At 65.6% G+C, this 15,430-nt stretch carries 13 protein-coding genes; 11 read left to right on the forward strand and 2 right to left on the reverse strand.

Annotated elements, in window-relative coordinates; genetic code table 11:
• Positions 1-100 precede the first annotated feature (100 nt).
• Positions 101-1,378, reverse strand: a complete 1,278-nt coding sequence (locus tag CP557_RS04920; RefSeq protein ID WP_097378879.1) for a DNA double-strand break repair nuclease NurA — start codon at positions 1,376-1,378, stop codon at positions 101-103.
• 125 nt (positions 1,379-1,503) lie between these two features.
• Here CP557_RS04920 and CP557_RS04925 point away from each other — a divergent pair, with 125 nt between their 5' ends.
• From CP557_RS04925 to CP557_RS04970, 10 genes are all read left to right on the forward strand, one after another.
• Complete coding sequence (locus CP557_RS04925) at positions 1,504-1,782, forward strand: hypothetical protein (protein ID WP_097381534.1); 279 nt, start codon at positions 1,504-1,506, stop codon at positions 1,780-1,782.
• Between the two features lie 195 nt (positions 1,783-1,977).
• Positions 1,978-3,531, forward strand: a complete 1,554-nt coding sequence (locus tag CP557_RS04930) for an HTTM domain-containing protein (RefSeq protein ID WP_097378880.1) — start codon at positions 1,978-1,980, stop codon at positions 3,529-3,531.
• A gap of 119 nt (positions 3,532-3,650) precedes the next feature.
• A complete protein-coding gene (gene gpmI, locus CP557_RS04935) occupies positions 3,651-5,171 on the forward strand; it encodes a 2,3-bisphosphoglycerate-independent phosphoglycerate mutase (RefSeq protein ID WP_097378881.1) in 1,521 nt (506 codons plus the stop codon).
• Positions 5,172-5,273: 102 nt separating this feature from the next.
• Complete coding sequence (locus tag CP557_RS04940) at positions 5,274-6,977, forward strand: histidine kinase N-terminal 7TM domain-containing protein (RefSeq protein WP_097378882.1); 1,704 nt, start codon at positions 5,274-5,276, stop codon at positions 6,975-6,977.
• A 145-nt stretch (positions 6,978-7,122) separates the two neighbouring features.
• Positions 7,123-7,545 (forward strand): hypothetical protein, encoded by a 423-nt coding sequence (locus tag CP557_RS04945; RefSeq protein WP_097378883.1) that lies wholly within the window; start codon positions 7,123-7,125, stop codon positions 7,543-7,545.
• 317 nt (positions 7,546-7,862) lie between these two features.
• Positions 7,863-10,481 (forward strand): alkaline phosphatase PhoX, encoded by a 2,619-nt coding sequence (locus CP557_RS04950; protein ID WP_097378884.1) that lies wholly within the window; start codon positions 7,863-7,865, stop codon positions 10,479-10,481.
• Entirely contained in the window at positions 10,478-11,200 is a 723-nt protein-coding gene (locus tag CP557_RS04955; RefSeq protein WP_097378885.1) for a hypothetical protein, read from the forward strand. The genes CP557_RS04950 and CP557_RS04955 overlap by 4 nt, the downstream gene beginning before the upstream one ends.
• 163 nt (positions 11,201-11,363) lie before the next feature.
• Positions 11,364-12,371, forward strand: coding sequence for a sodium:calcium antiporter (locus CP557_RS04960; RefSeq protein ID WP_097378886.1), 1,008 nt, complete (start codon positions 11,364-11,366; stop codon positions 12,369-12,371).
• A gap of 98 nt (positions 12,372-12,469) precedes the next feature.
• A complete protein-coding gene (locus CP557_RS04965; protein ID WP_097378887.1) occupies positions 12,470-13,762 on the forward strand; it encodes an O-acetylhomoserine aminocarboxypropyltransferase/cysteine synthase family protein in 1,293 nt (430 codons plus the stop codon).
• 93 nt (positions 13,763-13,855) lie between these two features.
• Positions 13,856-14,245, forward strand: a complete 390-nt coding sequence (locus tag CP557_RS04970) for a DUF7522 family protein (RefSeq protein ID WP_097378888.1) — start codon at positions 13,856-13,858, stop codon at positions 14,243-14,245.
• Here CP557_RS04970 and CP557_RS04975 read toward each other — a convergent pair.
• Positions 14,223-14,417, reverse strand: a complete 195-nt coding sequence (locus CP557_RS04975) for a hypothetical protein (RefSeq protein ID WP_097378889.1) — start codon at positions 14,415-14,417, stop codon at positions 14,223-14,225. The two genes, CP557_RS04970 and CP557_RS04975, sit on opposite strands and share 23 nt — an antisense overlap.
• A 254-nt stretch (positions 14,418-14,671) precedes the next feature.
• On the opposite strand from CP557_RS04975, the gene CP557_RS04980 reads away from it, so the two are divergent.
• A complete protein-coding gene (locus CP557_RS04980; protein WP_097378890.1) occupies positions 14,672-15,241 on the forward strand; it encodes a DUF5813 family protein in 570 nt (189 codons plus the stop codon).
• Positions 15,242-15,430: the final 189 nt, after the last annotated feature.

Here is a 15,430-nt window from a genome sequence, read left to right on the forward strand (position 1 = left end):
AGACGACTATAATATATCATACAGTTCAATAGTCGACGGTGGTGGCCAGCGACCGGCTTCCGGTCTGGGGTGGCCCGGTCCGCCACACGGCGGGACCGATTCAAAACGGCTCCTCGGTCCACCGGTGGTCGTCGTAGGTCCGGTCCTGTGCCGTGTCGAATCGATCCTCGAGCGTCTCCCGGAGCGACGCCTTTTCGGCGTTGCTGATCCGTGCGAGTTCGTCGGCTTTCCCGACGATCGTCGGCGGGCCGTGAGCGATGGCGACGTCCTGGAGCAATTGCATCGTCAGGCGATCCCGCGTTTCGGGGTCCTTGGTGAACGCGTAGGGTGCCTCGATCCGATAGAGGAGGTCGTCGCGGGGATCGTAGACGACGAAGAAGGTGACCTCGTAGGCTTCGCGCTCGAGGTGGCGATCGACGCCGAGTGCGTCGCCCTCGGCCGACAGCGGCCCGTCGACGCCACCGCGTGAGCGGAACCAGTTCGTGTACGTCAGCCCCGCGGTGTCCCGCTCCCAGCGCTCGCCGTCGACGTCGTCGACGTACTCGCCGCGTTCGAGCAGGCGGGTGAACAGCGCCGAGTCGTCGCTCCAGGGGACGCTGATGTCGACGTCCCGCTTGGACTTCAGGCTCCGCGTGAGCACTCGCGTCGCGGGGTTTTTGACGAAGCCGACGAGCGGAACGTCCCGCTCGACGAAGTCTTCGACCAACCGGACGTAGTTTTCCAGCACCGTCGTCGGCCGGGGATCCTCGAGCAGGAAGTCCGCGAGGTCGGGGTGCTGGTCGGCCCAGCGCAGCAGGCCGCGGGGATACAGCGGGCCGTCGAGGACGAGCAGATCCGAGACTGTTTCGGCGTGGTCGCGGGCGTGTTTGCTCTCCGCGAGGTAGAGTGCGAGTGCGTGGACGACGCCCTCGGCGAACCGCGGGAGCGGCGGGATCTTGACCGCTCGACTCCGGCTGTATCCCTCGTCGAACTTCCCCCACGACTCGTCGACGGTCATCGTCTCGTCGTTGGAGTGGACCGTCATCACGGTCGTTCGCGACCGGTGGAGGTCGAGGTCGCTCGGCGTCGCGCTCATGGCCGCCTGCGCGATATCGATGACGAGCCCGTTTTTGAACGTCGTCGGGTTGATCGTCCCCGCGTCGAGACCGTGTTCGGTCGGGAACTCGCGGTCGCGGAGGGCAACCCCCTCGCAGTCGACGACCCGTCGGGCCTGCTCGTCGACCGGCTCGAGGACCGTCCGCCCGTCGTAGCGCAGTGGGTCGAGAAACTCCGCCCAGACGGTTTCGGCGAACGCACGACGGTCGCGCTCGTCGGCCCCGTGATCGATCCGCCCTGCGAGTCGCGCGATGCCGTCGAAGTGGACCGGATCGAGCGTCATGACAGGTGGCTCCCACCCGACCTGCAAAAAGCCAGTGGTCCGACTCGACACGCGGTTAACTCGATGACGTGTAAATAACTATCAGAAAGCGTATGTATGTGCGGATGGAGAGCAGTGATATCTCGATGTCCGAGCGAGAACAGGCAGCCCACAGCCCCGACGACCGCGCGATCAACTGGCGACAGAACAGTTCCGGCGTCACCCTCTACGAGGACGGCAACCCCGACGCCTGGATCCACGCCGAATTCGAGGCCGGCGTCGCGCCGGAACACCGCCTTTTCATGATCTGTGACGAGTGTGGGGCCGTCTTCCCACAGCGCGTCAAACCGGGGCGGGGAACCACCTGTGGTGACTGCGGCCGAACGTTCGAGCACGACGGTGACACGACACGATCGTCCCACTGACGGAGATCGATAACCGGGGTTTCGATGTCGACGCTGGTCGACCGTCACGCCATAGCCTCAGCTAGGTGACTGATCACACAGCGACCGTCCGATCCGATGCGAACTCGCGTCCGGTGGCTACGACAGTCGTTTCAGTATACAACAAGCTTATGACGGTCGATCCGAGATGCGAGAAGCGAACAGTTAGGATCGACGATGGATCAACACCTCCCCACCTCCGTGCGGACTCGAGTGGCGAACGCGGTCGACGGCACCTCCCGAGCGGTCGCCCGGCGGTTCGAGATCGATCTGCGAGCGCTCGCCGCGTTCCGTATCGCGGTCGGGACGCTGATTATCGTCGATCTACTGCTGCGATCGCGGAGCCTCACCGCCTTCTACACGGACGCCGGCGTGCTCCCGCTCGAGGCGCTGTTTGCCGACTACTCGACGGTCTACTCCCTCCATGCGGTCTCCGGCGCGGCGTGGGTACAGGCGCTCCTGTTTTGTGTCGCCGGCGTCGTCGGGCTCGCCCTGGTCGCCGGCTACCGAACCCGGCTCGCGACGATCGTCTCGTGGGTCCTGTTGGTTTCGTTGCACATTCGCAACCCGATGGTCCTCAACAGCGGCGACACCCTCCTGCGAATGCTCCTCTTCTGGGGCGTTTTTCTCCCGCTCGGGGAGCGGTGGTCGATCGACGCACGCCGATTCGATCGGGACCGATCGACGGTAACCTCCGTCGGGACGATGGCAGTGTTGCTGCAGGTCGTGTTGATGTACGTTACCAACGCGATCCACAAGTCCAGAAGCGACGTGTGGATGGGGGGCGACGCGCTCGTCGAGATCTTTCAGGCCGATCAGCTGACGATCCTGCTCGGGAACGTGCTCGCCGACCAGTTGCTCCTGTTGCGCATCGGTGCTTACGTCTGGATGGCGCTCATCCTGGCGTCGCCGTTGCTCCTCGTGTTGACCGGCTACCGACGAGCGATACTCGCGTCCTGTTTCATCGGCATGCATCTGGGCATGCTCACCATGCTCCAGATCGGGCTGTTCCCGCTCATCTCCGTCGCGGGATTGATCCTGTTCTACCCCCCAGTCGTCTGGGATCGACTGACGGCGCTGGCGACTCGAGCGGGAGCCACGCCGGTCCTTCGACGGGAACTGAGCCGACTGCAACGAGGCGTGCCGCGTTTCTCGGTGTCGCTGCTCCCGTCGGCACGTGAGGCCGGCCCCTCGCTCACAGCCATCAGGGGCCACAGTCGCGTCCTGTTCTCGACGATCGTTCCGTGGCTCTTTCTGTCGCTCGTCGTGCTCTCGAACGCCGCGGCAGTCGATTACACCGAGGTTCCGGAGCCCGCCGAAGACGTCATCGATACGGCCCAAGCCGGCCAAAGCTGGCGGATGTTCGCACCGAACCCGACCTCCGACGCTCGGTGGCTCGTCGTCCCCGGCGAACTCGAGAACGGGACGAAAATCGACGTCTACCACGGCTCGGCGGTCGATTGGGACAGACCACCGTCCGTCGATAAAACCTACGAGACTGCACGGTGGCGAAAATACGTCTCGAACATGCGCTATGCCGGCAACGAGAACCACCACTCGTACTTCGCGAATTACCTTTGTGGGCGCTGGAACGCCACGCACGAGACCGGCGTCGAACGGGTCACCGTCTACGGCCTGACCGATCGGGCGGCCCCCTACGAAGAGCCCGACATCGCCGAGTACGAACTGCTCGAGTACGACTGTTCGGGCGAGTTCATCCAGAACGAGTGACGCCCCTCGACGTGCCCGCCAGCCGAACGGACCCCGACGAGGGCGGGTGGGACGCGATTGGGACCTCGTTTCACGACGACAACGACAGCTAGTTAGGCCGCGCTGGAAACCGCATACGTATGGACGCAGCGCTGATCGTCCTCGACGGCTGGGGACTCGGTGACGGCGGCAGAGATGCGGTTCAGGCAGCCGATACGCCGGTGTTCGACCGGCTCGCCGAATCGGGTGCGTACGGCCGCCTCGAAGTCGCGGGGCGGCGCGTCGGCCTCCCGGACGGCCAGATGGGAAACAGCGAGGTCGGCCACCTCAATATCGGTGCCGGCCGGGTCGTCTACCAGGAGTACACGCGGATCTCGGACTCGATCGCGGACGGCTCGTTCCGGGAGAACGACGCGATCAATACGGCGTTCGATCGAGCGCGGGCGAACGACGGCCGCGTTCACTTCCTCGGCCTCGTCAGCGACGGCGGGGTCCACTCGGATCAGGAACACCTGCACGCGCTGATCGAACTGGCGGCCGACCGCGACGTCGAGGCCGTCACCCACGCGATCACCGACGGTCGTGATACCTCTCCGACCGGGGGCCGGGAGTACCTCAGCACGCTCGAGGATGTCATCGCCGAGCACGGCACGGGCGACGTGGCGACGGTTTCAGGCCGGTACTACGCGATGGACCGCGACCAGAACTGGGAGCGGACGAAGCGGGCCTACGACGCCATCGTGAACCGCGAGACGGAGTGGACCGCCGAGTCGGCCGTCGACGCCGTCGAAGCCTCCTACGACCGCGGCGAGACCGACGAGTTCGTCGAGCCGACGCTGGTTCGGGACCAGCCCGCACTCGCGGACGGCGATGCGGTCGTCTGGTTCAACTTCCGGTCGGATCGCGCCCGCCAGCTAACCCGGATGCTCGCCGACATTCGGCCGGGTGACTGGGCGGACGACCTCGAGACCAGCCCGCCGGACGCCGAGGTCGTCATGATGACCCAGTACGACAAGACGTTCGACCTCCCCGTGGCCTACCCGCCGAATCAGCCCGAACAGGTGTTGGGCGAAGTGTTGGCCGACGCGGGCCGAACCCAGCTTCGGATCGCCGAATCCGAGAAGTACGCCCACGTCACCTACTTCCTCAACGGCGGTCGCGAGGTCGAGTTCGACGGCGAGATCCGGAAGATCGTCGAGAGCCCCGACGTTCCGACATACGATCTTCAGCCGGAGATGAGCGCGCCGGAGGTGACCGATACCGCGATCGATACCATCGACGCCGACGACCCGGACGTGCTCGTGCTCAACTACGCCAATCCGGACATGGTCGGCCACACCGGTGACTACGAGGCCGCGATCGAGGCCGTCGAAGCCGTCGACGCCCAACTCGGTCGGCTCGTCGCGGCGCTCGAGGACGCCGGCGCACACGTCCTCATCACTGCGGATCACGGCAACGCGGACGACATGGGAACGGCGGAAGACCCCCACACCGCGCACACGTACAACGAGGTCCCCCTGATCTACCAGGCACCCGACGGAACCGCGGGAGGGCGGACGATTCGTGACGGCGGAACGCTCGCGGACATCGCGCCCACGATCCTCGAGGTAATCGATCTCGAGCACCCCCCCGAGATGACCGGCGAGTCGCTGCTCGAGTGAGCGCGGCGTCAGCCTGTCGGGCTCTGGCGACGGGACGACGCGCAGCTTCGAGTCCTCAGCGGGCCACAACACCGAAGTCGCTGTGCTCGTACCCTCCGTAGCATGAGTGCAGTTCCGTGGCCGGCTGCTGGGTCGATCCTCTCCGGCGTCGGAACGCTGTTTTTGCTCCAGTATCTCCGCCAACACAGGGGGAAACCGGGCGCGGACTGGTTGTTGGCGGCACTGTTCGCACAGGCGCTGTGGTGTTTCTCGTATGGTCTCGGGCTGTTGGTCTTCGATCCCGCGCTGCGATGGGGCCTCGAGGTCCTGACCTGGACCGGTATCGTCTGGACCGGGGTGCCGTTTCTGGCTTTCGGCCTCGAGTACACCGGCCGCGGCTCGCTCGTTCGAACGCCCTGGTTCGGAGCGCTGGTCCTCGTCCCGGTGATCACGACGGTGCTGGTCGCGACGAATCCGCTCCACGAAATCGTCTGGAGCGGGTTCCGAATCGATCCGGTCTACGGCGCGGCGACGGTGTCTTACGACCTCAACGCCTGGGCGTTCTTCGCGATCATGGTCGGGACGGTCTTTGCGGCGTCGGGAACGTTGCTCCTGTTCGATACGGTCATCAGTTACGGCCCGCTCTACCGAACGGAAGCGCTCGCGGTCGGACTCAGTACGCTCCCGCCGGGGGTCGGCCTGCTCGTGTGGCTCTTCGGACTCGGACCGGTCGATCAGCTCAACCTCTCGGCCGTGCTGTTTCTCCCCCACGTCGTGCTCGACAGCTACGCGTTCGTCGGCGGAAACATGTTCACGTACAGTCCGTCGGTCCAGCGCACGGCCGATCGGTCCGCCATCGAAGAGCTCGAGAACCCGTTTCTCGTCGTCGGCACGGACGAGCGGATCGTCGACTGCAATCCCGCGGCCGAAACGGTGTTCGACGTCGCGAAACCGGGCGTTCTGGGCGAACCGCTCGAACGGGTGACCGGCCTGACCGTCGACGACGCGGAGACGCGGATCATCACGGATACTGACGGCGGCGACCACCGGGAGCTCACCGTCTCGACGTCACAGCTCAGAAACGAGTCCGGACGGATCGTCGGTCACACGCTCGTCCTGCAGGATATCACCGACCAGCGGCGACGCGAACAGCGCCTCGAGATCCTCAACCGGGTCCTGCGTCACAACCTCCGGAACGATCTGACCGCCGTCCGGGGCTACGTCGGGATCGCCGCCGACCGCGTCGACGACGACGAACTCACGGGGATGCTCGAGGGGGTCCACGACGACGTCGATGGAGTACTCGCGATGGCCGAGAAGGCCCGCACCTTCGAGCGTGCGATCGAAACGACCCCGTCGGCAGCGACGGTGACCCCCCGTGACGTCTTCGAGTCCATCGCAGTCGATCTCGAGGCCGAACAGGAGGGCCGCGTCGACGTCGCAGTGTCGGCGGCGCTGACCCTCCGGACGAACCGCGAACTGTTCGCGGTCGCGTTCGCGAACCTCATCGAGAACGGACTCGTCCACAGCGACGCGGACGATCCGCACGTGACGATCGACCTCGAGAGCGCAGCGGCCGATCGAACCGCCGTCTTCACCGTTCGCGATAACGGTCCCGGCATTCCGGCACACGAACTCGCCGTCCTCGAGCGCGGCGAGGAGACTGCCCTGGAACACGGCAGCGGACTGGGGCTGTGGATCGCCTGGTGGTCCGTGACGGCACTCGGTGGCGATCTTTCCTTCGAGACGGACGCGGATGGCACGACCGCGGTCGTTCGTCTTCCGGCGTCCTCGAGTCCGAATCTGCGGAGGCGGATGGCGCGGTGACGCAGCCAGCGGCGGAATAGACGTCACGGGGACGTGAACCACCGGACGTATCGGTACTGGAACGGCTGGTTCCCGAGTGATATATACACCACATACGAACGTTCAATAAATCGGCGAGGGTAGGTTCGTCCGGACCCGTTTCGATATGACCCAGTCAACCCCCGCCCCCGAGACGGACGAGTCAGTCGTCGACGCGTACGTGTTCGGCGTTCGAATCGTCGAGACCGACGCGACCGACGGCGACGACTCGCGGTACCGATTCGAGGCACCGAACCACACCGAGGTCACGTTCGACGACCTCGAGGACGCTCGCCGCTACGCGGACGTCTACTTCGACGTCAACGGCTTCGTCGAGGAGAACACCGGCGAACGCGGCGTCCCACCGGAAGTCGTCCAGGCCGGCAAGGATACCCTCGCTGCGTACCTCACCACGTGCCCCTGGGCGGACGAAAACTGGGTCGCATCGTTCTACGGGACGACCCCTGCGGAGATCGACCGGTACTGCTCGTGGGTCCGCGACCGGGCCGACGAGATCCGAACGCAGGTCGAGGAACGCGACCTCGAGTAGGCCTGCCCCTCGAGTCGTCTCGAGCGCGGTTGACGCTCTGTTCTGTGGGTACTGCCTGGGGATGGCCGTCGCTCTGCCAGGAACGACCGGGCCACTCGAGCGATCCGAGGGATCTACTCGCTGTCCACTCGAGGATATGTGGAGTGGTCCCGGTCGACGTGTCGGTATAGTCCCCGCTCAATATGATCGTATAGCGGTCGGTACCCCTCATAGCGATCTATTACATTGTATGGCAATAGTAGCGTTCGACGGAATTATTTCTTCCATGTACCAATATTATAAAATCTAACTACGGTCTCGAGAGTTGTTTCGGTCGCATGGTCGAATTTACCAGACGGACGCTGATGGCGACGTCAGCGGCGGCTGCGATCGGCGTTGGAGCGATCGGGACGGCAACCGCGGCTGACGCCGATACACCGGGTGCACCGACGATACGCGGGGGCCTCCAGCGGCTCGCGACGACGGCCCGCGGTGCCGAGGTGACTGGCCCGTTCGTCTTCGAGAACGGCGAAGTTCTGTTCAGCCTGCAACATCCCAGCCGCGATAACCCGGGACCCTACGATACGGCGGCCGTCGGGGTCCTCGCCGGCCACCAGTTCGAGTTCAACGGCAAGAACGACGAGTTCGACGCGCTCGAGGCTCCCCGGTCTGCTGACGCGCAGGGACGAGTCCAGGTCGCCGGCGGTGAGTACGACATCCTCGTCCAGGAAGGAGCGCCGATCGCCGGCGGCGACGCGAAGTGGGGCCACCCGGAGACGCCCGACGGCACGGATATCGCCGCGTTCGACGGCAGTCGGTACGGTGACGTCGGCTACAACCCCGACATGAACTTCTTCGTCCCGACCGACGACGAGGGGCTCGAGGGGTATCTGTTTACGAACAACGAGACGAGCCCCGGAAGCATCACGCGCACGCCGATCAGCCGCGACGAGGACGGCTGGGAGGCCGACCTCGAGAACGCGATGAACCTCGAGAACCTCGCGGCCTTTCGCGAAATCGGCGGCACCCGGATCAACTGTTATGGCGATCTGAGTCCCTGGGAGACGCCGATGTCCGCCGAGGAAGACTACAGCCACCCGCGCGTGTCGGGACCGGCCACGGTGAGCGACGTCGTCGACGCGGAAAGCGGCGTCGGCGTTCGTGGTGCGGCGGCGTTCTGGAACCGTCCAGACCCGACCGAGATCGCGCGTTCGATCGAGGAACTGTTCGACGAGAGCTGGTACCCACAGGGAACGTGGGCGCTGGCGGGCCTCGAGATGCAGGCCTACTATCTCGGGGCCGAGCCGGTCGATCAGGACGGCGAGACGAACACGACCAATCCCATCGGCGACGGCTATCCGAACCGGTATCGATACGGGCACATCGTCGAGGTCACCGAGCCGACGAGCGCGGAGCCGACCCCGGTCAAACACCACGCCATGGGTCGGGCCGCCTTCGAGTGCCCCGAGTTCATGCCCGACGAGCGGACCGTGTATCTCGCTTCCGACGGCGCGAACAAGGGTCTCTACAAGTTCGTCGCCGAGGAGCCGATCCCGAGCTACGACGACCGGATGGACGTCCGCGGGACGCTGTTTGCCGCCCGCGTGACTAACGAGGACGCCGCGAGGAATCAGCCACCGGCCGACGTCGACCTCGAGATCGAGTGGCTGGAACTGGGCACCGCGAGCAACGCCGAGGTCGAGTCCTGGATCGCCGACTACGACGATCTCACGCAGGTCGATTACCTCGAGACCCACGCCGAGACCGACTGGCAGGCGGATCTCGAGACCGCACTGGCGGAAGCCGACGAGGAAGTCGCGATCAACGGCAACCAGGATTACATCGCTGATGCGGCCATCCTCGAGTGGGCCACACAGTACGCGGAGGAGGGTCCCAATGGGGTCGACGAGGATCTCCGACGGGTCCCGTTCCTCGAGACGCGGGCCGCAGCGAAAGCGATCGGTGCCAGCGTCGAGTTCCGCAAGGCGGAGGGAATCGACTCGCTCGACGACGCCGAACCCGGCGATTTCCTCTACGTCGGTATCTCGGAACTCAACGACGGCATGGCCGACGACGCGGGCGACGTTCGGATGGAACGCGTCGACGGCGGTGTCGTCTACCGGGCCGAACTCGAGTCCGGCTACGACGTCTCGACGCTCGAGTCGGTCGTCGTCGGCCCGGATGCGACCGATCGCGAGTCGGTCGTCGACGCCGCGCCGATCAACGTCGACAACGTGATGGTCCTCGACGACGGCCGCGTTCTCCTCTGTGAGGACAAGGGGAGCTTCGGTCGCTCGTATCCCAACGACGCGTTGTGGGTCTACGAGCCGCCGACATCGCTTCACGTCGACTCCGTCGCGATCAGCCAGGAGACGACCGGCGAAGCGGACCTGACGCTCTCGTCGATCCCGAACGGGCTCGCCGGCGGCCGAGTCACCGTCTCCCTCGAGCACACCGACGTCGCCGAAATCGTGGGCGCGAGCTATCACGACGCGCTCGAACTCACCGCCGGACCGACGATCAGCGACGACGGATCGACGGCCGAGTTCCGATTCGCCGACATCGACGACGAGATCGAACCCGGCACGACGGACGTCACGCTGGCGACCGTCGAACTCGAGGGCGTCGGCGGCGGGACGACCGATATCACGGCCGACGTCCGGTCCCTGGACGACGACGAGGGGGCTGCGATCGAAGCCCAGCCTCGGCCCGGCGTGGTCGTCACTGGCCCGCCGCCGGTCGGCGGTGGTGTCGGCGGACGGGCTCCGTCCGACCCCGATGGCGACGGGACGTTCGAGGACATCAACGGGAACGGCCGGCTGGACTACGACGACGTCGTCCTCCTCTTCGAGCACCTCGACGACGAGTCGGTCACGCTCAACGTCGACGCCTACGACTTCAACGACAACGGCCGCATCGACTACGACGACATCGACGAACTGTACGACGAACTGTGAGCGACGGACCACAACGACGTCGGGTCGGCGCGCTCGCCGTCGCCCTCGCGGTCGGACTGGCGGTCGGGCTCCCGGTCGCGGTCACGGCCGCGAGCGGTGGAGCGGCCCCCGGCATCGGAGCGACCGCGGAGACCGGAAGCAGTCTCGTCGTCGCCAACGCGACCGTCGAACCCGGGGCGACCGCGACCCATCGCATCGCACTCACCGACGCCCCGGACGGCCTCGCGGGCTTCGAGATCACGCTCGAGCTATCGACCGACGCCGCGACGATCTCGAACGTCAGCTATCCCGACACGTACGGGAAGACGACCGATCCCATCGTAAGCGACGACGGACGGTCGGTAACCGTCGAGGCCGCCGACCTCACCGACGAGGTGACTCCCGGTGCGACCGACGTCACGCTCGCGACGGTCGCAGTGACCGGAACCGACACCGGCTCGGCGACACTCGAGATAACGAAGCTACAGGTCGACGCGGACGGGGGGTCCCGCATCGAACCCGCCCTCGAGGCCGGGACGCTCACCGTCGACGACGGGACACCGGTGTCCTCAGAGAGCGGGGACGGCGACGCCAACGGCGGTACCGATTCCGGTGACGGGAGTGGCTCCGGTGACTCGAATCGGCGTTCGGGTTCGGACTCGGTCACCGGGTTCGCGGGCGGGACCGCACTCGTCGCGATCGCCCTCCTCGCGGCAGCCCTGCTCGCGCGGTCCCGGTAACCCACTTGGCCCGTTCTTTCGGCGTCTTCCTCGACTCGCCGGTCCCGTGGTGAGTGCTGTATTCGGTCCCGGTACAGGGGTCGCGATCACGTGACGGCGACCGAGACGCGACTCGGACGGTTCTGTCGATTGGTTTATTCGACGGTCCTGAGAAGGAGGTCTCGTGCTCGAACTCGTCACGCTACTCCTCATGGCGGCCGTCGGGACGGCGGTCGTGTGGAAAGGGAGTTCCTGGCTCGAGGATTCGGCCAACAAACTCGCGATCGCGTACGGACTGCCGGCGGTCGTTCAGGGAGCCGTCATCGCCGCAGTGGGCTCGAGTACGCCGGAACTGGCGAGCGTCCTCCTCGCGACGCTGCTGCACGGGGAGTTCGAACTCGGGGTGGGATCGATCGTCGGCTCGGCGGTGTTCAACCTCCTCGTGATTCCGGGCCTCGCGGTGCTCGTCGGCAGCGGGATCGACACGACGCGCGAACTGGTTTACAAGGAGTCGCTGTTTTACATGCTCGCGGTCGCGTCGCTCCTGTTGACGTTCTCGCTGGCGGTCATCTACAACCCGACCGACGTGGTCGGCGGCCGAATCGGGGGGACCGTCTCGAGACCGCTCGCCCTGTTCCCGGTCGCCCTCTACGGACTCTACCTGTTCACGCAGTACTTAGACGCCGCGGAGTCCGACCAGACGGGCGACGCGTCGATCGCGCTCGCCCGCACGTGGTTCTGGTTCGCCGTCGGGCTGGTACTCATCGTTCTCGGCGTCGAAGCGCTCGTTCGGGCGGCGATCGGCCTCGGGGACGCCTTCGGGACCCCCTCGTTCCTCTGGGGGATGACCGTCGTCGCCGCCGGCTCGAGTCTGCCGGACACGTTCGTCAGTCTGACGGCTGCGCGAGCCGACCGGCCGACAGTCACGCTGGCGAACGTCCTCGGAAGCAACACCTTCGACCTGTTGATCGCCGTGCCGGTCGGCGTCCTCGTGGCGGGGTCGCTGCCGATCAACTTCGCCAACATCGTCCCGATGATGGGGTTTCTCGTCCTGGCGACCGTCGCGTTCTTCGCGATCTCCCGAACCGGGATGACCCTCACCCGACGCGAGGGGTGGCTGCTCTTGGGGCTATATGGGGCGTTCGTCTGCTGGCTGCTCGTCGAAAGTCTCGGCGTCGTCAGCGTTCTCTGACGCCGGCGGCCGCATCGTTCCCGCGCTACCGCCCGTAACTTCCCAGCCCGAGCGATACGTCTAGTGGTTTTACTTAGACCGCCTGCGACGGGGCGGGTATGAGCGACGATCCCGATTCCGATGGGCACAGATTCGCGACGAACAGCATTCACGCCGGGCAGGAACCCGACCCGACGACGGGTGCCCGCGCACCGCCGCTGTACCAGACCAGCTCCTACGAGTTCGACGACACGGACCACGCCGCCGCCCTGTTCGGCCTCGAGGAGACGGGCAACATCTACTCGCGGATCATGAACCCGACGAACGCGATGCTGGAAGAACGCATCGCGACCCTGGAGGGCGGCGTCGGCGCGCTCGCGACCGCATCGGGGATGGCCGCCTTCGACCTCGCGACGTTCATCCTCGCGGACGTCGGCGACAACATCGTCTCCTCGTCGGCGCTGTATGGCGGGACCTACACCTATCTCACGCATACCGTCTCCAAGCGAGGTATCGAGACGAAGTTCGTCGATACGCTGGATTACGAGGCCTACGCCGAGGCCATCGACGACGACACCGCCTTCGTCCACCTCGAGACGATCGGCAATCCCGCGCTGGTGACGCCGGATATCGAACGCATCGCCGATATCGCCCACGACCACGACGTGCCGCTGTTCGTCGACAACACCTTCGCGACGCCGTATCTGTGCCGGCCCCTCGAGCACGGCGCGGATCTGGTCTGGAACTCGACGACCAAGTGGATCCACGGTGCGGGCTCGACGATCGGCGGGATCCTCGTCGACGGCGGCTCGTTCCCGTGGGAAGACGGCGACTATCCCGAGATCACCGAGCCGAATCCGGCCTACCACGGCGTGAACTTCCGTGAAACGTTCGGCGACGCCGCCTTCTCGGTGGTCGCCCGTACCCGCGGCCTGCGGGATCTGGGCAACCAGCAGTCGCCCTTCGACGCCTGGGTCACGCTGCAGAAACTCGAGTCGCTGCCGCTGCGCATGGAGAAACACTGCGAGAACGCCATGGCCGTCGCGGAGTACCTCGAGGATCACTCGAAGGTTTCGTGGGTCAACTACCCCGGCCTCGAGAGCCACGAGACCCACGACAACGCCGCGGAGTACCTCGAAGGGGGGTACGGCGGCATGATCACGTTCGGACTCGAGGGCGGCTACGACGCCGCGGAGACGGTCTGTAACGAGGTCGATCTCACGAGCCTGCTCGCGAACGTCGGCGACGCGAAGACGCTGATCATCCACCCCGCGAGTACGACCCACCAGCAACTCACCGAAGAGGAGAAACTGGCCGGCGGCGTGACCGACGACCTCGTGCGCCTCTCGGTGGGCATCGAAGACGTCGACGACGTGATCGCGGACCTCGATCGGGCGATCGAGCAGGTATAGTACCCAGAGACCGCACCCGCACCCAGTCACAGCGGTTTCAACGCGCGGTGATTAGCCCTCGTCGTTAAGTTCGCGCGGTTCGACTGCTCCCGTATGCCGACCGGATTACTCACACCAGAGGCAACGGAGCAGATCGTCGCGACCTGTCGAACGGCCATCGGCGACAGCCTTCGTTCGATCACCTACTTCACGCGCGACGACTTCGAACAGGTATACCTCCGGGACGACCTCGAGCGCGACGCCGACCTCTCGACGTTCATCGGGCACGAGTGGCGCGGGTTCAAAACGACCCAGACGGCGTACGAGGGGTCGGAACTCGGCGAGTACGACTACACGATCCGCGTCTTCGAGAACGGCTTCCTCGTCCGCGTCACCACCGACAGCGAGGGCGTCTTCGTCACGACCGACGGGCTGACGGTCAAGGACTTCGAAGAAGTCGCGACGGCACTCGATTCGTTCCTCAGCAGCCGCGAGATTTCGTAACCAGGTCGTCGCTCGAGCGGTCGTCGCTGTCAGTAGCGTCGTCTCCCTCTCGGTCGGCCCCCTCGGTGTCGGCGTCCTGCTCGCCGATCGGCAGGCCGGAGCCGTGGTCGCCGTCCGTTCCGAGGAGGCGAGCGAAGCGACGACGTTCCGCGGCGTGTCGATCTAGACTCATGCCCCCGATAGAGGATTGTTTCCCTTGTAGTAATGGGGGCCGTTTTCGGTCGAAACGCGACACTTCCCGTCCGAAACGATCCTCGCGAAGGCGGGCGATTTCGTCCGGATTTCCGTCGTGTAACAGGTACTTACGACGCGATGGCCGGGCTATGGATGCGGTGATCGCTGTGCTATCGGGATCACCGAGGGCGCGATTGCCCTGCGATCGGAACAGCGTAACATCCTTTTCCGCCAGTCACGTGGTGGGCTACAATGACCGACCTTCCAGCTCCCGTCGCGCGCGAACTCGAGTCTCACGACGCGTTCGTGCGGAGCGACGCGGGCTACGATCCTCACGACGCGTTCGTGCGGAGCGACGCGGGCTACGATCTCACGACGACCGTCTTCGAGACGACGATCACGGCCGACGACGCCGAGGGGAAACGCGACGGCCGGTTTCGCGTCACGGTCGTCCTCCCGACGCTCGACGCCGCCGTGGCCGACGAAGTCGTCGCACCGCCCGTCGAGGACGGCTGGTTCGAGACCCTCGAACGCCGCCTCCGAGACGTCTTCACCGTCGCCCACACGAGCACGCACGACGAACCGGTCGTCGAACGCGACGGCGACGACGTCCGGGTCAGTCTCGAGTACACCGCCTGGGACGCCGGCGAGGGCGTCGCCGACGCCAAAGCCCTGATCGAGTTCGTCGAAGGGACCTTCGCACAGGGGATCATCCCCGGCTACGAGTATCGCGGCGAGGCGGCGACGCTGCTCGAGAACGCCCAGAATCGTGGCCAGCAGGCCGCAGACGGTGATACAAACACTGGCGGAATGCCGATGTAAGAGTTCGATTACAGGGGCTCCTCGCCTGGCTCGGGCTACCGGTCGACAGTGTAGACCTCCGCTCAGAGGTACCCGATTCCGATGAGAGCATAGAGGAGACCGAACACGGCAAACTGTCACTCGCTACCCACGACAGACGAGCCTGCCTGAACGAGTCCCAGCAGGACCATCGCGACCCCGATGATCGCC

The organism is Natrinema ejinorense (assembly GCF_002494345.1).
GTDB classification, from domain to species: Archaea; Halobacteriota; Halobacteria; order Halobacteriales; family Natrialbaceae; genus Natrinema; species Natrinema longum.